Origin of the sequence: Actinoplanes sp. NPDC049599 (genome assembly GCF_044465625.1) — a bacterium.
Classification (GTDB): Bacteria; Actinomycetota; Actinomycetes; order Mycobacteriales; family Micromonosporaceae; genus Actinoplanes.
The window spans coordinates 119,745-138,886 of sequence record NZ_JBITLX010000018.1; the positions used below are offsets into that span (position 1 = coordinate 119,745).

Annotated in this window: 16 protein-coding genes; 7 read left to right on the forward strand and 9 right to left on the reverse strand. The window is 70.4% G+C overall.

Annotated elements, in window-relative coordinates; translation table 11 throughout:
• Positions 1 to 17: 17 nt before the first annotated feature.
• The 5 genes from ACIBQZ_RS27945 to ACIBQZ_RS27965 are packed head-to-tail and all read right to left on the reverse strand — an operon-like array spanning position 18 to position 8,130.
• Positions 18 to 2,663 (reverse strand): hypothetical protein, encoded by a 2,646-nt coding sequence (locus ACIBQZ_RS27945; protein WP_396091763.1) that lies wholly within the window; start codon positions 2,661 to 2,663, stop codon positions 18 to 20.
• On the reverse strand, positions 2,660 to 5,125 hold the full coding sequence (locus ACIBQZ_RS27950; protein ID WP_396091764.1) for a glycosyl hydrolase 2 galactose-binding domain-containing protein: 2,466 nt from the start codon (positions 5,123 to 5,125) through the stop codon (positions 2,660 to 2,662). The genes ACIBQZ_RS27945 and ACIBQZ_RS27950 overlap by 4 nt, the downstream gene beginning before the upstream one ends.
• Positions 5,126 to 5,132: 7 nt before the next feature.
• Entirely contained in the window at positions 5,133 to 5,954 is an 822-nt protein-coding gene (locus ACIBQZ_RS27955; RefSeq protein ID WP_396091765.1) for a carbohydrate ABC transporter permease, read from the reverse strand.
• Positions 5,951 to 6,820 (reverse strand): carbohydrate ABC transporter permease, encoded by an 870-nt coding sequence (locus ACIBQZ_RS27960; protein ID WP_396091766.1) that lies wholly within the window; start codon positions 6,818 to 6,820, stop codon positions 5,951 to 5,953. Before ACIBQZ_RS27960 ends, ACIBQZ_RS27955 begins: the two co-directional genes overlap by 4 nt.
• Entirely contained in the window at positions 6,817 to 8,130 is a 1,314-nt protein-coding gene (locus ACIBQZ_RS27965; RefSeq protein WP_396091767.1) for an ABC transporter substrate-binding protein, read from the reverse strand. Before ACIBQZ_RS27965 ends, ACIBQZ_RS27960 begins: the two co-directional genes overlap by 4 nt.
• 203 nt (positions 8,131 to 8,333) lie before the next feature.
• On the opposite strand from ACIBQZ_RS27965, the gene ACIBQZ_RS27970 reads away from it, so the two are divergent.
• Together ACIBQZ_RS27970 and ACIBQZ_RS27975 are read left to right on the forward strand one after the other, a co-directional pair.
• Positions 8,334 to 9,518, forward strand: a complete 1,185-nt coding sequence (locus ACIBQZ_RS27970; protein ID WP_396091768.1) for an ROK family protein — start codon at positions 8,334 to 8,336, stop codon at positions 9,516 to 9,518.
• Positions 9,519 to 9,643: 125 nt separating this feature from the next.
• The gene (locus ACIBQZ_RS27975) at positions 9,644 to 10,657 is read left to right on the forward strand and encodes a glycosyl hydrolase (protein ID WP_396091769.1); all 1,014 of its coding nucleotides are present in this window, start codon (positions 9,644 to 9,646) and stop codon (positions 10,655 to 10,657) included.
• Positions 10,658 to 10,815: 158 nt separating this feature from the next.
• On the opposite strand, the gene ACIBQZ_RS27980 is transcribed toward ACIBQZ_RS27975, so the two are convergent.
• The gene (locus ACIBQZ_RS27980) at positions 10,816 to 11,643 is read right to left on the reverse strand and encodes a LacI family DNA-binding transcriptional regulator (RefSeq protein WP_396091770.1); all 828 of its coding nucleotides are present in this window, start codon (positions 11,641 to 11,643) and stop codon (positions 10,816 to 10,818) included.
• A gap of 41 nt (positions 11,644 to 11,684) precedes the next feature.
• Between ACIBQZ_RS27980 and ACIBQZ_RS27985 the strand changes: the two genes are divergently transcribed.
• Entirely contained in the window at positions 11,685 to 12,893 is a 1,209-nt protein-coding gene (locus tag ACIBQZ_RS27985) for an ROK family transcriptional regulator (protein WP_396091771.1), read from the forward strand.
• Between the two features lie 129 nt (positions 12,894 to 13,022).
• Here the strand turns inward: ACIBQZ_RS27985 and ACIBQZ_RS27990 are convergent, their stop codons facing one another.
• Positions 13,023 to 14,954, reverse strand: a complete 1,932-nt coding sequence (locus ACIBQZ_RS27990; protein ID WP_396091772.1) for a nitrate- and nitrite sensing domain-containing protein — start codon at positions 14,952 to 14,954, stop codon at positions 13,023 to 13,025.
• A 191-nt stretch (positions 14,955 to 15,145) separates the two neighbouring features.
• Entirely contained in the window at positions 15,146 to 16,012 is an 867-nt protein-coding gene (locus tag ACIBQZ_RS27995) for a hypothetical protein (RefSeq protein WP_396091773.1), read from the reverse strand.
• Between the two features lie 149 nt (positions 16,013 to 16,161).
• On the opposite strand from ACIBQZ_RS27995, the gene ACIBQZ_RS28000 reads away from it, so the two are divergent.
• From ACIBQZ_RS28000 to ACIBQZ_RS28015, 4 genes are all read left to right on the forward strand, one after another.
• The gene (locus ACIBQZ_RS28000) at positions 16,162 to 16,779 is read left to right on the forward strand and encodes a YdeI family protein (protein WP_396091774.1); all 618 of its coding nucleotides are present in this window, start codon (positions 16,162 to 16,164) and stop codon (positions 16,777 to 16,779) included.
• A 12-nt stretch (positions 16,780 to 16,791) separates the two neighbouring features.
• A complete protein-coding gene (locus tag ACIBQZ_RS28005; protein WP_396091775.1) occupies positions 16,792 to 17,403 on the forward strand; it encodes a YdeI family protein in 612 nt (203 codons plus the stop codon).
• 364 nt (positions 17,404 to 17,767) lie between these two features.
• Positions 17,768 to 18,226: a DUF2975 domain-containing protein gene (locus tag ACIBQZ_RS28010; protein WP_396091776.1), complete on the forward strand. Its 459-nt coding sequence runs from the start codon at positions 17,768 to 17,770 to the stop codon at positions 18,224 to 18,226.
• Entirely contained in the window at positions 18,226 to 18,447 is a 222-nt protein-coding gene (locus ACIBQZ_RS28015) for a helix-turn-helix domain-containing protein (protein ID WP_396091777.1), read from the forward strand. The genes ACIBQZ_RS28010 and ACIBQZ_RS28015 overlap by 1 nt, the downstream gene beginning before the upstream one ends.
• A 50-nt stretch (positions 18,448 to 18,497) precedes the next feature.
• On the opposite strand, the gene ACIBQZ_RS28020 is transcribed toward ACIBQZ_RS28015, so the two are convergent.
• Positions 18,498 to 18,866, reverse strand: a complete 369-nt coding sequence (locus ACIBQZ_RS28020) for a YciI family protein (RefSeq protein ID WP_396091778.1) — start codon at positions 18,864 to 18,866, stop codon at positions 18,498 to 18,500.
• Positions 18,867 to 19,142: the final 276 nt, after the last annotated feature.

A 19,142-nucleotide genomic window follows, 5' to 3' on the forward strand; every position in this document is an offset into this window, starting at 1 on the left:
CAGCTTGCAGCGATGAGTCATGAAGAATTGCAGTGGCAGTCGGTGGAAAGGAGGCCGGTGTGGATGCCGATCTCCTCGCCCGGCCGGCCGCTGCCAGCGTCCGCGGTGAACGGATACGCCCGCACGTCGTCGACGATCAGGTGTCCGGCGTGCGCTCCTCCGAGATAGATCGACAGTTGGGTGACGTTCTGGAGATCCAGGGCGCCGCTGGGCGCCCATGACGGTTGAGCGAACGCGGTGAACGGCACCCGGACCACTCCGGACGTCGTCCCGGCCGCAAAGGTGTGCTCCCAGTAGACCCCGTTCGCGACGAACTGGATCGAGACCGTCGCCTGCGTTCCGGATCTGTCCAGCGTGAGCTCGAGGCCCTGCTGACCCCACAGATCGATCGGGGCGAAGGTCCGGGTGACACCCGCGTAGGCCGCGGCGCCCGCCGTCACGTCGAGTCGCATGGCCTGGCCGGTGCCCGCGGGTGACGCGACCAGCGCAGGCGTGACCACGTCGCCGCCGGCGTTCCGCACGTATGCCTCGCCGAGGGCGGCGCTGGTGCCGTACTGATCGTAGTCGTCGATCGTCGTCGGCGCCGTCGGGAGAGCTCGCGTCGTGAAGGTGCCGAGCGGGGCGGACGTCCGGCCGGCCGCGTTCGTCGCCCGGACGCTCCAGTACCACGTCGTGGCCGGGTCGAGCCCCTGCGCCGGCGAGTAGGAGGTGGCCGCCAGCCCGGTCGCGCTGATCACCGGGTCACCGAGGTCCGCCCGGCGGGAAACCGTGAGGGTGTAGTAACCCGCACCGGCCGCGGGCGCCCACGAGAACGACCGGGGCCCGATGACCTCCGTCGCCCCCGCGGCGGGCGCCACCAGCGCGAAGGAGGCGGGCGAGCCGGTCACCGGTGCGGGATCCGCGGCCCACAAGGTGGCCCGGTGCACGCCGGTGCGACCCCGCTCCGCGGCCGGCCCGGTCCAGACCACGCGCACATCGTCGACGCCCGGCACGGTCGCCGTGATCGTGAACCGGGTGCCGTCGGCGACCCGTTCTCCTCGCTGGACCCGCGTGCGCACCGTACGCCAGGTCGCCCCGTCGTCCGAGACCTGCACCGCGAGGTCCGGGCGCTGCGCCGCGACCGCCTCGAACCGGACCCGGCGCAGCCCGGTGCGGTGCCAGCTGATCGAGGACCCGGCCGGGCCCGTCGGGCGGGCGACCGCGTGGCCCGCCCCGCTCGGCCGGATCTCCACCCCGGCGTGGCTGTCGGTGAGCGCGAACGTCTCCATCGGGTCGGTCAGCACGGTTTCGGTGGCGCCCGCGTCCTGCGGCTCCGATCGGGGCCCGGTCCGGCCCGCGTTGACCGCCACGACGCGGTACCAGGCGTCGCCGGGAGCGGTGAGGTCGGTCCACGGTGTGTTGTTGTCCGAGAGCAACCCGCTGTGCGCCGGCCGCCAGGGGCCGTGTGCCGACCGCGAGCGTTCGACGCGGTAGCCACCGGCGCCGGCGGCGCCCCGCCACCGCAGGACGTTGAGCCCGCCGCGCTTGTCGATCGCGGTGATCAGCGGAGTGCCAACCGGTTCTGTCGCCACCGAGCCGCCCAGGGCCCTGGCGAACGCGAGCTGCGCCTGGTTCGCCGCGACCATCCGCTCGTCGTCACCGGGGTAGTGGAAGGTGAAACCGTCGTCGTGCGGCACGAAGCCCGAGCGGTCGTGGTGCCCGAACAGCGACCAGGACAGCATGCCGGTGACGGTGCGGTCCGCCACCAGCGGGTCGAGGAGCGCGCTGCTCGCGGCTGTCGAGGCGTACTCCCCCGCGATGTAGACCTTTCCGGCCGCGGCGACCGTGGCGGCGTCCGCCCGCACCTTTGCCGCCGTCGGCGGGTAGTAGTGCACGTCGACGATGTCGACGTCGGCGGCGGCCAGGGTGTCGGGGTCGATGTCGAACCGGCGGCCCGCGGCGATGAGCTGGCGCGGCGCCCACGCGGCGAAGGTCGCGGCGTTGGCGTTGATCCACTCGGGCGTCATGCCCTCGAGCTCGTTGCCGAGTTCCCACGCCATGATGGTGGGATCGTCCAGGTACCGCTTGCCGGTGAGCGCGTTGACCCGGTGCATGGCGTGCGAGGCGTACGCCTGATAGTCGGCGATGACCCGCGGATCGGTGTAGAAGGCGGAGTCCGGGAGCCCGTACGGCTGCGTGAAGTCCGCGTGCCCGCCGTGGTAGTACGCCCAGTTGTCGGTCAGCGGGAGGATGAGCCGGACGCCGATCCGGCCGGCGTACGCGATCGCGTAGTCGATGGTCCGGAACGCCTCGTCGTTGAAGCCGGCGTCCTTGCCGGGCAGCAGCGTCTTCGGATGTCCCGTCGAGGCCAGCAGGTGCGAGCGGACGACGGTCATCCCCATCGCCTTGGCGGTGTCGAGCGCGTCCCGGATCCGGAAGTAGGTGGGATAGTCCACCCCGCCGACGTTCTCGTCGAGCCCGAGCCAGTAGATGTTGGTGCCGGCGAAGCGGAACTGCCGGTCGCCCACCCGCAGCTCGGCGCCGTCCCGGGTCACGAAACGGTGGTTGAGCGACGTCCATGATCCGGACGTACCGTGACCGGCGGCAGCGCCGGGACCGACAACCGCGGTCGTCACCATCGTGAGGGCGATCGTGGCGACTCGCAGGAGGCGCACGTAGTTCATCGCCCACCCCCGTGCCCGCGCAGCACCGTTGCCAGGTCGGTGAGCACCCACGGCGCCTTGATCAGTCCGGCGTCCAGGTCGATCGGTGCGCGCACGCGGAACACGGTGGACTCGCCGGGGAGCAGGTCGACGAAGCCCCGGTCGACCACGGCGAGGGGGTGCACACGATCGGGTTGCAGCAGGACGTCGCGGGCCAGGCCGACCGAGTGCACGTGCACGTCGAGCCCGCCGGGGACGGTGTCCACGTCCACGGTGAGTCCCGCATCGTCGTACGCGAAGTCCCGGTCCGCCGTCGCGAACCACAGCGCGCGGGCGTCCCCCAGCCGTGCGACCAGCAGTTCCGATGCCGGATCGGCGCACCGGGCCACGTCGGGCGGCACCGGCACCAGCGCCACGGACCGCGCGGCGACCGACACCGGCATGACCGAGGTGGCCTGCACCGCGCCGCCGGTGTCGCGGCGCTCGATGAGCACAATGCCGGTCCACTCCTCCGGGTGGTCGTTTCCGACGGCCACCACGAGGCCGCCCTCGCGGGGCTGGATGGTCAAGGCGCGATCGGCGTGCAGCTCGCGCAGGGCGAAGTAGAGCGGCTTGTAGCGCCCCGCTCCGTCGATCGCCGCCCAGGAGGTCACCGGCCACAGGTCGTTGAGCTGCCACAGGATGGTCCCGGCGGTGTGTGGCCAGTGCGACCGCCAGTGCTCGATGCCGGTGCGGATGGCCCGTACCTGGTTGAGCTGGGTCAGGTAGTGCCAGGCCTCGGTGCTGCGGGGCGCCGGGAAGTGCGGTGCCAGGCCACGGGCCAGCTTGCCGTTGCCGTCGTCGGCCTTCTGGTGGTGCAGCACGCCGGGCGAGTCGGGCAGCATCGGCTCGTCGGAGACCGCGTCGCGCAGCGTGGTCCAGGCCGGTGGCGCCTGCCAGCCGAACTCGGCCACGAAGCGAGGCGTCGAGGCGCGGTAGTTGCCGTAGTCCTCGCGGTTCCACACCTCCCACGAGTGGAACGTCTGGTGGTCCGTGTCGTTGGGTTCGTGCTCCCACGAGCCCGACCAGGGGCTGCCCGCCTGGTAGGGCCGGGACGGGTCAAGCTCGGCGACGATCGCCGGCAGCGTCTCCAGGTAGTACCGCTCGCCCCAGGTCAGCTCCCCGCCGGGCGCGTCGGCCCAGTCCATGGCCTCGTGCAGCCACAGGTTCTCGTTGTTGCCGTTCCAGGTGATCAGGCTGGGGTGCGGGGCGAGCCGGCTGACGTTGTCGCGGGCCTCGGCCACCACCTCGGAGGACAACGGCTCCTCCTCGGGGTAGCAGGCGCAGGCGAACAGGAAGTCCTGCCACACCATCAGCCCGAGTTCGTCGCACACCTCGTAGAAGTCGCGGCTCTCGTACAGGCCGCCGCCCCAGACCCGGATCAGGTTGACGCCCGCGTCGGCCGCCTCGCGCAGCCGTCGCTCGTAGCGGGCGCGGGTCATCCGGGCCGGGAAGATGTCGTCGGGGATCCAGTTGACACCCTTGACCAGCACCGGCGATCCGTTGAGGCGGAACACGAACGCGCCGTCGGCCCGGTCGATCTCCACGGTGCGGAAGCCGGTCCGCCGCTGCCAGCTGTCCAGGTCGGTGCCGCGGTCGTCGGTGAGTTCGACGGTCAGGTCGTACAGCGCCGGGTCGCCGTGGCCGCGCGGTGCCCACGGCGTCACCGCGGCAACCGGCAGCACCACCCGTACGGCGGTGTCGTTCGCCGGGATCTCCACGGTCGCGATCGTCCGGCCGTCGAGCAGCACCTCGGCGCTCAGCGGCCGCGCCCCGGTGCGTTCCACCTCGATGGTCAGGTCGAGCCGGCCGGCGCCGGCCGCGTACGTCGCCAGGGGGCGCACGGTGGCCAGTCGCGCGGTGCTCCAGGCTTCCAGCCGTACCGGCCGCCAGATGCCGGCGGTGACCAGCGTCGGTCCCCAGTCCCAGCCGAAGCTGCAGGCCATCTTGCGGATGAACTGGAACGGCTCGGGGTAGGCGTTGGGCCGCGGCCCGAGGGCGTCGCGGACGCGTTCCGCCTCGGTGTACGCGGAGGTGAAGCGCACCTGGAGCGGTCGTGGGGTGGCGTCCACGAGCGAGGTGACGTCGTAGCGGTAGGTGCGGTGCATGTTGCGGGTCGAGTCGAGGGCGACACCATCGACCTCGATGGCCGCGACCGTGTCGAGCCCCTCGAAGACCAGATCGACGCGCTCATGCTCGGGCCCGGTCCACGAGATGTCGCGGCCGTAGACCCAGTCGGTCCGGCCCACCCAGGCGACCGCGGTCTCGTTGTCGTTCAGGAACGGATCGGCGAGCCGATCGTCGTTCATCAGGTCGGTGTGCACGCATCCGGGTACGGCCGCCGGCACCGTGACGCCGATGAGCGCTCGCGCCTGGTCGGAAGGCGCGCCCTGAACGTCGACCCGCAGGTTCCAGGCGCCGCCGAGGTCTTCGGCAAAGGTCATCGGATTCTCATTTCGTCGCTCCGGCGGTGATGCCGTGGTAGATGAAGCGCTGGAGCATCAGGAAGATCACCACGGTGGGCAGGATGACGATCATGGTGCAGGCGGCGATCGTCTCCCACTGCGCTCCGTAGGGGCCCTTGAAGCGGAACAGCGCGGTCGAGATGACGTTGAGGTCGGGCGAGCGCAGGTAGAGGAACGGGATGTAGAACTCGTTGTAGACCGCGATGCCCTTGATGATCACCACGGTGGCGATGGCCGGCTTCATCAGCGGCAAAATGATCTTGCGGTAGATGGTGAACCGGGACGCGCCGTCGATCATCGCGGCCTGGTCCACGCTCTGCGGGATCGACTGCATGAACTGGATGAAGATGTAGATCGACACGATGTCCGTGCCCATGAACAGGACGATGGCCGACCACGAGGTGTTGACCAGGCCCATCGACTTGACGATCTGGTAGGTCGCCACCTGGGTGGTGACGCCGGGCACGAGCGCGGCGACCAGGAACAGGCCGAGGACCAGGCGCTTGAACGGGAAGGCGAAACGGCTGATCGCGTACGCGGCCAGGGTGCCCACGAACACGGTGCCGGTCAGCGAGACCGCCAGGATGATCGAGGTGTTCCAGAAGCCGCGCAGCATGTTGCCGTCGGTCCAGGCGGTGGCGAAGTTGTCGAGGTTGAACCAGTTCCGCGGCGGGGTGAGCGGACCGGTCGTGCTGTATTCGGTGTGCGTCTTGAAGGAGGCGAACAGGACGACCACGAGCGGCACGACGACGATGATCGACGCCAGCACCAGCGAGGCGTACTTGGCGGAGCTCGCGACGATCCTCATGACAGGTTCACCTCGTCGTCGGGCAGCACTTTGCGTTGGATCCAGGTGAGCGTCAGGACCACGGCGAGCAGCACGACCGCCATCGCGGAGGCGAGCCCGATCTGCCGGAACTGGAAGGCCGTCTGGTACGCCTGCACGACGAAGGTGCGGGTCCCGTTCGCACCGCCGGTCATGATGAACGGGATCTCGAAGACCGCCAGGCTGCCGGAGATCGCCAGGATGAAGGAGAGGCTGATGATCCGCCGGATGCCCGGCGCGATGATGTAGCGGAACTGGTGCCAGCGGTTGGCGCCGTCGATGTCGGCCGCCTCGTAGATGTCCCCGGGGATCGACTGGATCGCCCCGAGGAAGAGCACGAAGTTGAGCCCGGTGAACCGCCACACCGACGTGCCGGCCAGCGAGAGGTTGGCGATGTCCGGGTCTCCCAGCCAGAGCTGGGTGTGCCCGCCCAGCCCGATCAGCCGCAGCACCGTGTCGAGCGTGCCGTCGGGCTGGAACAGGTAGAGGAAGACGAAGCCGACCGCGACGCCGTTGAGCAGGTACGGGAAGAACAGGATGCCCTTGAACAGGTTGCGGAACCGCACCTCGAACGACAGCACGACGGCGAAGTAGAGCGCGATGGCGATCTGCGCGAACGACGCCACGAAGTAGTAGAGGCTGACCAGGAAGACCCGCCAGTACCGCTCGTCGGTGAACACCCGCACGTAGTTGTCGAGACCGACCGGGTCCATGGTGACGTCCAGGCCGTCCCACTTGTGGAAGCTGTACCAGATCATGTTCCCGACCGGCACATAGGTGAACACGATCAGCAACGCCAGCGCGGGGACGAGATAGAGCCAGGGCGACTGCCGACGCCAGACGGTCACTTCATGACCTGGGACTGGGCGGCACCCCAGCGCTTGTTCAGCTCGGCGAAGTACGACTCCTTGTCACCCTTGGCGGCGCCCCGGGCGATGTCCACCAGCTTCTGCCGGTAGATGTTGCCCTTCAGGTCGATCTCCGACTCCTTGATGATCTCGTCTTCCTTGCCGGCGTTGGTCGTCGCCGCCGGGACCTCCACCAGCTCGACACCGGTGGCGGTGAAGGCCTGCAGGCCCGCGGGCAGCGCCTGGTCCACGGCCGGCGGGATGGCCTGCTGGTCGGTGGCGAAGCCGGACTCGTTGACGAACCAGTCGAGCCAGGCCCTGGCGGTCGCCTTGTTCTTGGAGTTCTTGCTGACCGCGGCCAGCTTGTCGCCGTCGACGGCGGCGTGGAACGTGCCGCCGGCCTGGTACGGGAACGGCCAGAAGCCGATGTCGTCGGGGTTCGCCTTGGACGTCTCGGCAGCTTCCTGCATCTGCGGAACGGCCCAGGAGCCGAGCAGCATGGTGCCGATCTTCCCGGTGGCGATCAGCGGCTTGGCCGCCTCCCAGTTGGTGGTCAGCGGGTCCTTCTCACTGAGCTTCTGCTGGACCACGTCGAAGAGCAGGCTGTCGGTGAGGTACTGGATCTTGCCCGGCTGCCAGGGGCTGGGGTCCGTCGGGAAGGTGTCGTTGATCTTCGGATCGGCGAGCACGGCCCGGTGGTTGTTCCACTCGCTCAGCGGCCAGCCGTCCTTGTAGTTCGTGTAGTACGGCACGGCGTCGGTCTTGTCGGCGATGGCCTTGAGTCCCGCGAGGAACTCCTCCGGCGTCTTCGGCGGCGTGGTGATGCCGGCCTGGGCCCAGATCCGCTTGTTGATGACAAACCCCTTGGCGATGCCGCCCAGCGACAGCCCGTACGCCTTGCCCTCGTACGCACCCTGGTCGACGAACCGGTACTTCGCCTTGAGCTCCTCGACGGTGCCGAGCGGGGAGAAGAACTGGCCGTACTGGTCGAGGGCGACCGTGCTCGGAATCAGCAGCACGTCGCCGTACTCGCCTCCGCTGAGCTGGGTGGTGACGTCGTCCTCGTAGTTCGTCACGCCCTCGAACGTGACCTTCGTGCCGGGGTACTTGGCCTCGAACTTCTCGGCGTACCCGGGCAGCGTCGTGTTCACCAGGTCGGTCCGGTTCGTCAGGACCGTGATGGCGCCCTTGACCTCGCCGGAGAAATCGCCGGCTTCCCCCGGGTCGTCGCTCGCCCCGCCGGTGCACCCGGCGACCAGGGCGAGGGTGGCGGCGGCGCCGAAACCGATGAACTGCCTTCTATTGATCATGCCGATATCCGTCCTGCTGACTCCGTGAAGGCGGGTGTGGCACCGCCCGGTGAGGGGCCAGCATGAGACGGGCGTTACGGCGATGTCAAGGTTAGATTACTAATTTATCTGACCGTAAGAGGGGCGGCACCCGCCGGCCGGGTACGGTATCGGCTGAGCGGGCCCTCCCGCCCACGGCACGAGACCGGAGAACATCACCCGCCATGGCCCGTCGAGAATCGCCCGCGGCAGGACCGGGCAGCCGCGCCCTGATCGTCGACGTCATCCGTTCCGCGGTGACCATCAGCCGGGGCGAGCTGACCGACCGCACCGGCCTCACCCAGCCGTCGATCTCCAACATCGTGCGGGACCTCATCGCCGACGGCATCATCCACGAGATCGGCTCGACCGACTCGGCCCAGGGCAGACCCCGCAAGCTCATCGCCATCAACCCGGCCAACCGGTTCGGCATCGGATTCCACTTCGGACCGGACACGGTCACCTGCGTCGCGATCGACCTCACCGGCGGGGTGATCGGCCGCGAGGCCCTCCCCCGGCTGCCGGACGAGATCTGGCCGGCCGATCGGCTCGCCGAGCGGTTCGACGACTTCACGGCGAGCCTGGACCTGCCGCAGGACCGCATCGAGGGCCTGGCGCTCGTCGCGCCGACCGCCGTGCCCGGCCTGCCCGACACCACTGCCGAGCTGACCGGGCTGCGGGCCGACCTGATGACCCGGATCGGCGTGCCGGTGCTGGTGGAGAACGACTCGGCAGCCGCGGCCCTCGGCGAGTTCTGGAGCCGCCGGGTGCCGCGCGAGCAGGCCTTCGGATGCGTCTACCTCGCCACCGGGATCGGCGCGGGTTTTGTCTTCGGCGGCGCGCTGTTCCGCGGTGCGAGCTTCGGCGCGGGCGAACTGGGCCACGTGTCCATCCACTACGACGGCCGACCGTGCCCATGCGGAAATCGGGGCTGCGTGCAGCAGTACGCGTCCACCCACGCCACCGTGCGCGCCGCCCGCGAGCACCCCGGGCTGCGGACCCGGCTCGCCCTGCAGGGCAACGACTCCAGCGCCTACGATGCCGTCGCCCGGGCCGCGGTCAGCGGCGACCCGGACGCCCACGAGGTGCTGGACCAGGCCGCCGAATACCTGAGCGTGGCGGTCACCTCCATGGTCAACCTCCTCGACCTCGGCCGGCTGGTGCTCACCGGGCCCGGCGTGGCCGTGGCCGGATCGATCTATGCCCGCCGTCTGCGCACCCACCTCGCCCGGACCGCACACAACCGGCACCGGCACCGGGTGTCCGTCGAACTCTCCGCCCAGCCGCGCGACGCCGCCGGCATCGGCGCCGCGGTCCTGATGGTGCAGGCCTCCATCGCCCCTGGCCACACCCCCGAACTGGCCGGCTAGCGCCGGCGCGGCCCGGTGCCCGCGTTTTCCTTAAATTAGTAATTTACTGTTGACACGCCTGCAACGAGGGTTCCATGCTGGCCCACGTCAGTCCCCCTTCCCATCTCGTGAGGAGACCATCTCCAATGAGAGCCACCCGATCCCCTCGGGCCGTCACCGCGGCCTGCACGGCCCTGGCGATGCTGCTGCTGACCGCCGCCGCGGTGCAGTCGGCCGGCCCCGCCCAGGCGTTCCCCGCCGCCGGTAAGTCGGCCGTCCTCAATCGCCTGCGCTCGATCACCGGGACGAGCATCATCTCCGGGCAGCACAACAAGGAACCCGCCAGTTCGCCCCGGCAGTACACCCAGCAGGCGTACAGCGTCACCGGTCAGTGGCCGGGGCTGTGGGGCGGCGACATGATGTTCCGCTCGGCGGACGTCGCCAACCGGCAAGCCGTGATCAACGAGGCCAAGGCCCAGTGGGCCGCCGGCTCCCTGGTCGCCCTCACCTGGCACGCCTGCTCGCCGACCGTCGGCGCCACCTGCGAATTCGACGGCGGCGTCAAAACCAGCATCACGAACGCGCAGTTCCAGCAGATCGTCACCGGCGGCACCGCGCTGAACAACACCTGGCGCAGCCGGATGGCGGCCGTCGTGCCGTACCTGAAGCAGCTCAAGGACGCCGGCGTCCCGGTGCTCTGGCGGCCCTTCCACGAGATGAACGAGAGCTGGAACTGGTGGGGCGCGCGCCCCGGCACCAACGGCGGCGCGAAGATCTACCAGCAGATGCGGGACTACTTCGACAGCCAGGGCCTGGACAACCTGATCTGGGTCTGGAACGTGCAGGACAACCCGGCCGGCGGCTGGTCGAACTACTACCCCGGCAGCAACTACGTCGACGTGGTGTCGCTCGACGTCTGGTACAAGAACTACCCCTCGTCGTCGGACTACTCGCAGATGCAGTCGATCGCGGCCGGTAAGCCGATCGCGATCGCCGAGATGGGCAAGGTGCCGAACGCGGCGCTGCTGACCGGTCAGACGAGGTGGGCCTACTTCATGATCTGGTCCGAACAGCTGCGCGGGAACAACTCCAACGCCGAGATCCAGGCCGGCTACTTCCACCCGCGCGTCCTCAACCGGGGCGAGTTCAGCATTCCCTGACCACGGCACCACCGGAACGCCGTCCGCGCGCACGCCCGGACGGCGTTCTGCCGGAACCGCTGGCCGGGCACGCCGATCGACAACGGCACCGGCACCGTCACTCAGGAGATCGGCGCGAACGAGCTCATGTGGCGGTTCTTCCGGCGATTCAGCCTTCCTCAGCGGGTGCTGTCGCGCACGACGATGTGAGCGGCCGGCGCCTGGTACACGGCGGGAGGGGCCCCGCCCATCGCGTCGAGCATGGCGCCCGCCGCGAGCTCGCCGATGCGGCCCACGTCGTGGCTCATCGCCGACAGGGCCGGCACGGCCAACTGGCACTGTGCGGAATCGTCCCAGGCCACCACCGAGATGTCGGCCGGCACGGCCAGTCCCTTCTCGCGCAGCGCGTCCAGCACGGCGAGCGCCATCACGTCGTTGTCGCAGACGATCGCCGTCGGCCCCGCCCCGAGGATCTCCCCGATCGCGGCGCGGCCGGACTCGTACGAGTAGTCACCCTCCGCGTGCAGCAGCCGCACGCCTCGCGCCTCGGCCTCCGCCTGCGCGCCCTCCCGGCGCAGCTGGGTGTGCACGAACGTCAGCGGACCGCTGACGTGCCCGATCGCCACATGTCCCCGCTCGGCCAGAAACCGGATCGCCTCCCGGGCGAAGCCGGCGTCGTCGGTCCAGACCGTCGGCAGGCCCGAGGCCGTCGACGGCGCGCCGATCACCACCGCGGGCAGCCCGAGCCGGTTCACCAGCGCGACCCGGTCGTCGTCCGGGGCCAGATCAACGAGCACGATGCCGTCCACCCGGCCCCGCTCGGCCCATCGCTCGTAAGTCTCGGTCTCCGCCTGCCGGTCGATGACGACCTTGACCAGCACGGAGACCCCGGCCGGGGTGAGCACGCGCTCCAGCCCTTCGACGAACTCGTGGTAGTAGGGCTCCTCGCCGAGCACCTTGGAGGCACGTGCCAGCACCAGGCCGACCCTCCGCTGCGCCTGCGTCACCGAGCCTCCAGTTCCCTTCGTCCAGGGGATACCGTACCGCCATGGCACGTCGTGAAACGCCAGCAGCCGGTCCGGGCAGCCGTGCGTTGATCGTGGATGTGATCCGCTCCGCCCAGGTGGTCAGCCGGGTGGAGCTGGCCGAGCTGACCGGCCTGACCCAGCCGTTGATCTCGACCATCGTCCGGGACCTCATCGCCGACGGCGTCATCGACGAGACCGGCCTGGCCAGCTCGGTGCGCGGCAAGCCCCGCAAGCTGCTCGCCATCAAGCCCGCGCACCGCTTCGGCATCGGGTTCGAGCTCGGGCCGGAGTCGATGACCTGCGTGGCCGTCGACCTCACCGGCGGGGTGGTCGGCCGTGAGGTGGTGCCGCTCGACGGCTCGGACTGGCCCGATCTGCTGGCAGCGCGCTTCCGTGACTTCACGGCCGACCTCGAGCTGCCCGGCGACCGCATCGAGGGGCTGGCCATCGTGGCCCCGACCGCGCAGCCGGGGACCGGGCCGGCCTATCCGGAGTGGGGCGCGGTCCGGGCCGACCTGGCGGAGCGCCTGAAGGTCACGGTCCTGGTCGAGAACGACGCGGCGGCCGCCGCGCTGGGTGAGTTCTGGAGCCGGCGGGTGTCCCGGGAGCAGACGTTCGGCAGCGTCTACCTGTCCACCGGGATCGGCGCCGGCCTGGTCGTCGGTGGCGCGCTGTTCCGCGGCGCCAGCTTCGACGCGGGCGAGCTCGGACACCTCTCCATCCGGTACGACGGCCACCCGTGCCCGTGCGGCAACCGGGGGTGTGTGGAGCGGTACGCCTCGACGACCGCCACCGTCGAGGCGGCCCGGGCGGATCCGGGCCTGGCCGGTCGCCTGCGCCTGGACGGGCCGGTCCTGTCGGCGTACGACGCGCTCGCTCGGGCCGCGGTCGGCGGCGACGCGGAGGCCTTCGCCATCATCGACCGGGCAGCCGGACACCTCAGCGTGGCGGTGACGTCGATGATGAATCTGCTCGACCTCGGCCGGATCGTCCTCACCGGCCCGGGTATGGCGGTCGCCGGCTCCATCTACACCCGTCGGCTGCGCGTCCACCTGGCCCGGACAGCACACTCCCGGAACCGCCACGAGATCGCGGTCGAGTTGTCCGCGCGGCCACGCGACGCCGCGAGCATCGGCGCCGCGGCCCTTGTCGTGCAGGCCTCGATCGCACCGGGCCATACCGCCGGGGTGGTCGGGTTTCATGCTGGCTCCACGTCGGCGCCAAACTGATCACCAGGTCAACCGTCGGTGAGGTCATCGGCGAGGGCTTCGTCGGCCGCAACGCGGTCTGCACGCCGGAATTCGAGCGGCTCTGCACAAGAAACGGCATTCAGCCGAGCACCGTCCCGGGTCGGCGGCTCACGGGACCCGGCCGGCCCGCGTGACCATTCCCACCAGCTTGGCCGCGTCGGAGCGGCGGGCGCCCGCGGCCGACGGCGGCGCGGGCGCGGACGTGGGGACGGCCAGCGCGGCCGGAATCGTCACCGTCGCGGTGATTCCCCGCAGCCGCGAGGGCCGCAGCACGACCCGGATCCCCCGCTGAGCGGCCAGGAACGCGACCACGTAGAGGCCGAGCCGGGCGCTCCTGGCGGGGTCGAACTCCTGCGGAACGGCCAGCCTGCGGTTGGTCTCGTCCAGCACCGACGCGGACATACCCAGGCCCTGGTCCTCGATCTCGACCATGACCCCGTCCGGAACAAGCTCCGCCGTGACACGCACCAGGGTCCCCGGCGGGGAGAAGGTGGTGCCGTTCTCCAACAGCTCGGCGAGCAGATGGCCGATGTCGGCGACGGCCGGCTCGGGCACCTCCACGGCCGCCACCGCACCGATCTCGATGCGCTCCGCGTGCTCCACCTCACCCGCCGCCCGGGTGATGATCGTGGCCAGCGGCTCCGGGCCGAGTCCGCGCCGGCTGCGCGCGGAGCCGGCGAGAATCACGAGGTGTTCGGCATGCCGGCGCATCTGGACGGCCAGCTGCTCGACCCGTTCGGTCGCCCGGTTGTCGGCGCCGCCCCCGCCGGGCGTGCGGGCGAGTGCCTCGAGCTGCCGGGCAATCAGCGTCTGGTTGCGGCGTGCGATGTTCACGAGGGCCTTGTTCATGTCGTAGCGCAGGGCGGCCTCGTTCGCGGCCGAGTCGATCGCACTCTGCTGCACCTCGCTCAGCGCGGCACCGACTTCCGCGATCTCATCGTCACCCAGGGACCGGCGCAAGGTGGTGTCACCCGGTTCGACCGGCTCGCCCGCGCGCAGCCGCAGCACCATCTCGGGCAGCCGCCGGTGGGCGAGGTCCGTTGCCGCCGTGCGCAGCAGGGACAGCCGCCGCACGGCGGAACCGCCGATGCGGATCGACAGCACCAGCGAGGTCAGGATGGCGAGCAGGCCCAGGACGCCGGAGAGGGCGAACCGGAACACGATCCGGTTGCGCTCCGCGTTTGCGAACGCGACGACCTTGTCGTAGCCGTTGCCGAGGAAGTCGTACAGCTGACGGACCGCCGGGCTGAAGGTCGCCTTCCACACCGCGAGGGAGGTCGACACCCGCCCACCGGGCCCGCCGCCGGCGAGGATGCGATCCTCGGCAGCGCGCAGGGCCGCGAAGTTGGGGCCGCTGAGCATGCTCTTGAAGGCGGCCTGGTCCGGCCCCGGCAGGGTGGAGCCGGCGACCGGGATCTGGAACCGCAACGCCCCGACGATCTCGATCAGCTGCTGGTACTCCCCCGCGTCGAACCGGCCCGCGGTCAGCACGCCGGTCAGCAGGGCGTCCTGCTGGTGGAGCAGCTCGCCGGTCCGGCGCAGGGCGACCGAGGTACGCATCACCCGTTCCACCAGCGGATCGCTGGAGGCGGCAGCCGCCGTGGACACGCTGAAGGCATAGCTGATGATGCTGGTGTACCCGCTCAGGGCCGCTGCCCGCGGGGCGCCCCGGGCGTCGACCTGGGTCCGCAACAGGACCAGGGAGTCGCGGGTCGCGAGCAGGTCACCGATCCGGGCTCGGGTGATGTCGGCGGAGATGCCGCTGCCCCGGTAGCGCCGGGAGAGGTCGCGGAACTCGGTGAACGCCGCGTCGGTGGTCGCCCGTTGAGCACGGAGCGCGGTCGCCCCGTCGCCTGCCGCCAATGTCTCGACGGACAGACTGCGCTCGGCCTGCAGAGCCGCCACCACCTTGTCACACGGCAGGCTGACGTTGTCCCGCGTGCGGTGGGTGTTCCTCAGCGCCGCCGCGTCAGAGATCGACGCGTACACGGTCACGGTCCACAGTGCGGTCAGCGCCGTCACGGGCACCAGCAGAACCATGATGATCTTCGAACGGATAGACCTCGGTTTTCTCCGCATAGGACCTCATTCGGGGCAGGACGGTGTCCACCATGGATTTCTCCCCTGGATACTCCCGCCGGCGGCTATCGGTTCAGAACCCGCCCGAGGTGTGCCCGGATGACACCGGATCCTGCCCGTGCGACACGTTTCCCGGCCAGGTCCCCTTTGCGTCAGTCAGCCTCGTGTTCGGCGCCGCCGTCGGGATACGAGGCCAGCTCGCTCGCATCCACCTTGCGGAGCCGCACGGACGGCAACAGGCCCTCGATGCTCGTCGGCGGGTATCCCGGCATCATGACCAGCGCACCACCCTCCGGGAGGCAGAAGGACAAACGACCGGGCGTGCCGGCGGTGCGCAGCACCCACCGCTCATCGCTGCCCGGTCGGCAGCGAATCTTGTCCGCCGCCGATCGGCTGATCCACACGTTGATGCGCTCAGGACCCGAGCCGGGCGCGGCGTCAGCCTCCAACAGCAGGCTCACCGCGCTCCTCCCGGCGTAGGCGCCGGTGAGCCGGTACCCCGGAACGTCTGGCACGTACGTCGGCACGCCGACGCGGGTGAACTGCTGAGTGCGCCAGCGGTGTTGCCCGGCCACCGTCACCCCGGCCGCAGCCCCGCACACCGCGACCAGCACGAGAGCCGCGAGGGCACGCCGCCCGGCCGAGCCGGCGACGGCCACCGAAGCGACGAGCAGATGCGCGAGGAACGCCGTCACCGCCCACAGCACGCCGGTCTCCCCGTTGTTGCGCTCACCGCCCGCACCGGCGATACCGAGCAGGGCCGACAACCAGATCCCGAACGGCACCACGGTGTGCCCGACCCGCGCCGGCAGATCGGACAAGGGCCGGCTCCGGCACATCATGGCGATGACAAGCGCTGCCCCGCCGGCCACCAGCGGGGCGCCGAAGACCCCGATCGTCGCGTCCCCGCCGTCGTACGGACCCTCGACCTGATCCTCACTCAGCATCGCGAACACGGCCAGGCAGGCGCCGCCGCTGACGACGCCGCACGCGGCCGCACCCGCCAGAACGCTCCGCACAGACGGTTTGCTCGGTGACGGCGGCGCAGACATCCGCCGATACTGACATCCGGCGTCCAGCCGGCTCCGGAGCTCGCTCGCTCTCCGGCGGGTCCGGGCGGCCGACGGGCAGGGGCCGCGGCCGGGGTCGCGTCGGTTAACCTGCCGTCATGGCGAGCGCCGAGCTGGAGGAGTTGATCGTCGCGGACGCCGAGGCGCTGCGCGCGTGGTTGTCGGCCCACCACGCCACGTCGCCCGGCGTCTGGCTGGCCCTGACCAGGAAGGGCGGCACGGTCACCACGCTGACCTGGCAGCAGGCGGTCGACGAGGCCCTGTGCTTCGGCTGGATCGACGGGCAGACCCGGAAACGGGATCAGGAGACCTCGTGGATCCGGTTCACCCCGCGCAGAACCCGCAGCGCCTGGTCACAACGCAACATCGCCAACGTGGCCCGGCTGGAAGCACAGGGGCGAATGCTGCCCCCGGGCCGCGCCGTGGTGGACGCCGCGAAAGCGGACGGGCGGTGGGCGACGGCCTACGCTCCGCCGTCGGAAGCCGAGGCGCCGGCCGACCTCCTCGCCGCCATCGCCGCGGTCCCGGCCGCCCAGGCCATGTTCGACGTGCTCACCAAGACCAACCGGTTCGCGCTCATCTACCGCGTCAATGCCGTCAAACGGGCGCAGACCCGCGAGCGAAAGATCGGCGAGTTCGTCGCCATGCTGGCCCGCCACGAGACGATCTACCCGCAGAAGGCCAAGCCTGCGGGTCACGACACCGGGTCGCAGTAATAGCCTGCGGTGGTGGCAGGAACCGAACTGGACGAGTTGATCGTGGCCGACGGCGCGGCGCTGCGCGCGTGGCTGCTGGACAACCACACCGCCTCCCCTGGCGTGTGGCTCGCCCTGACCAGGAAGGGCGGCTCCGTCACCACGCTGACCTGGCAGCAGGCGGTCGACGAGGCCCTGTGTTTCGGCTGGATCGACGGGCAGGCCCGCAAGCGCGACGAGGGGAGTTCCTGGAGACGGCTCACCCCGCGCCGGCCCCGCAGCGTCTGGTCCCAACGCAACGTCGCCAACGTGGCCCGGCTGGAGGCGGCCGGCCTGATGCTGCCCGCCGGCCGCGCCGCGGTGGACGCCGCGAAGGCCGACGGGCGGTGGACGGCCGCCTACGCGCCGACCTCGGAAGCGGAGGTGCCGGCCGACCTGCGCGCCGCGATCGCCGCCGACCCGGCGGCGCAGGCGATGTTCGACGTGCTCACCAGGACCAACCGCTTCGCCCTGATCAACCGGGTCAATGCCGTCAAGCGGGCCGAGACGCGCACCCGGAAGATCGCCGAGTGCGTGGCGATGCTGGCCCGGCACGAGACGATCCTCCCGCAGCGAGCCCGGCCGGCGGACCCGCCGACGTCGTGACGGGGGTGTCTGCCGGAACGGACGACCCGCCACGCCGCGCACCCTGCGACGTCCACGTCGGACTTCCTCCGATCCTGGCAGGCCCAGCAGCAGCCGCACGGCAGGACCGCCCAGCGGCGCCGCCGTTTCGTCACCACCGGGCCGTTCCCTCGTGACCAGCATCAACAGATGCTCCCGACCAACACCGGGCAGCGGCACTTGGCGTGATCGGTGTGCCCCGGTTGGCCGTCGGCGCGGCCGGCCGCCTCGAAGGCCAGGAAACCCCGCACCCCTTGCTTCGAGCTATCGAATTTCGATAGATTCACATCGTCACTCGATAGAAAGATGAGCCATGGGAAAGCTGACAGTGCATGCGCTCCGCGCCGTGCTCGTGATCGTGTTTGCCGGCACCGTGTTCGTCCAGGTCTTGATGCTGTGGATGTTGATCAGCGGTAACGATCCCGAGGACGGGTCGCTCCCGCTGACTCCCCTGCGGGTGATCACGGTCCTGGGCCTGGTGTCGGTCCAGGTCGCCCTGCTCTGCGTATGGCGGCTGGTGACGATGGTGCAACGCGACACCGTGTTCTCGCCCGCCGCCTTCCGGTACGTGGACGTCATGACCGGCGCGATCGTGGCGGCTGCCCTCGTCTGGTTCACGGTCACAGCCGTCAACGCACCGGACCAGCGGGACGATCCGGGCGTCACCCTCATCATGGGCGGGGTCGGCGTTGCCATCCTCGGGGTCGCGCTCATCGTGCGCGTGTTGCGGATCCTGCTCGCCAAGGCCGTCACGCGCGAGGTCGAAGCGGCGCGGCTGCGGGCCGACCTGGACGAGGTCATCTGATGCCGATCGCCGTTGACATCGACGTGATGCTTGCCAGGCGGAAGATGTCGGTGGGTGAGCTCGCCGACCGCATCGGGATCACGCCCGCCAACCTGGCGGTGCTCAAGAACCGCCGCGCCAAGGCGGTGCGCTTCACGACGCTCGACGCCCTCTGCCAGGTCCTCGAGTGCCAGCCGGGCGACCTGCTGCGCTGGGAGCCCGAGGACGCCCCGGGCGAATGACGTACTCCCGGCGGGCGTGCCGACACCCAGCCACCGAACCGGATCTCGGGCTACGTGCCGGTCACCAGGTCTGTGCCGAAATGCATGACCGGTCGGATCTCCACGGCGCACGAGGTCGCCTCGGACAGCCGGGCCGCGATGGTTTCGGCCCGGTGGAGGTCCTCGCAGTCGACGACGTCGTAGCCGGCCAGGTATGCCTCGGCCTCGAGGTACGGTCCGTCCGTCGCTGTGCGAGCGTTCTCCACCCGCACCGTGCGGGATCGGTCCAGGGACGCCAGCAGGTTGCCGTCGATGTATTCGCCCGAGTCGAAAAGCTCGTCCACCAGAGCCGCGCGACCCTTCGACCGCTGATTCTGCTCGAGCCACGCCGTGGCATCCCCGGCTCCGGTCGAACTGTAGATCAGCAGCATGAACTTCATCGTGTGCCTTCCTCACGGGTGGTATCGGGTTTGCCGGCGGGGCCCCAGGTCGCGGCGCTCACCTTCAGCCGCGTCCGGCTCGGGCCTGCGGATTGAGCCGCTGACGCCGGTCGGCCCGGGGCGAATTCGCTGTCGCAGGACCGCACAGAGGGACCGCGAATCGCGGCACAGCAATTCGCGGTATCCACCGTGCGTCCTCCCGTTTGTCGCCGTGGGCGCCGCCCGCGGATTCGCCGGCGGGACTGCGGCCGGGCGGGGGTCCCGGCCACAGTCCCT

Coding starts and splice junctions, on each gene's coding strand:
- ACIBQZ_RS27945 (WP_396091763.1), bottom strand. CDS start 2,663: ATGAACTACGTGCGCCTCCTGCGAGTCGCCACGATCGCCCTCACGATG.
- ACIBQZ_RS27950 (WP_396091764.1), bottom strand. CDS start 5,125: ATGACCTTTGCCGAAGACCTCGGCGGCGCCTGGAACCTGCGGGTCGAC.
- ACIBQZ_RS27955 (WP_396091765.1), bottom strand. CDS start 5,954: ATGAGGATCGTCGCGAGCTCCGCCAAGTACGCCTCGCTGGTGCTGGCG.
- ACIBQZ_RS27965 (WP_396091767.1), bottom strand. CDS start 8,130: ATGATCAATAGAAGGCAGTTCATCGGTTTCGGCGCCGCCGCCACCCTC.
- ACIBQZ_RS27970 (WP_396091768.1), top strand. CDS start 8,334: ATGGCCCGTCGAGAATCGCCCGCGGCAGGACCGGGCAGCCGCGCCCTG.
- ACIBQZ_RS27975 (WP_396091769.1), top strand. CDS start 9,644: ATGAGAGCCACCCGATCCCCTCGGGCCGTCACCGCGGCCTGCACGGCC.
- ACIBQZ_RS27985 (WP_396091771.1), top strand. CDS start 11,685: ATGGCACGTCGTGAAACGCCAGCAGCCGGTCCGGGCAGCCGTGCGTTG.
- ACIBQZ_RS27990 (WP_396091772.1), bottom strand. CDS start 14,954: ATGGTTCTGCTGGTGCCCGTGACGGCGCTGACCGCACTGTGGACCGTG.
- ACIBQZ_RS28000 (WP_396091774.1), top strand. CDS start 16,162: ATGGCGAGCGCCGAGCTGGAGGAGTTGATCGTCGCGGACGCCGAGGCG.
- ACIBQZ_RS28015 (WP_396091777.1), top strand. CDS start 18,226: ATGCCGATCGCCGTTGACATCGACGTGATGCTTGCCAGGCGGAAGATG.
- ACIBQZ_RS28020 (WP_396091778.1), bottom strand. CDS start 18,866: ATGAAGTTCATGCTGCTGATCTACAGTTCGACCGGAGCCGGGGATGCC.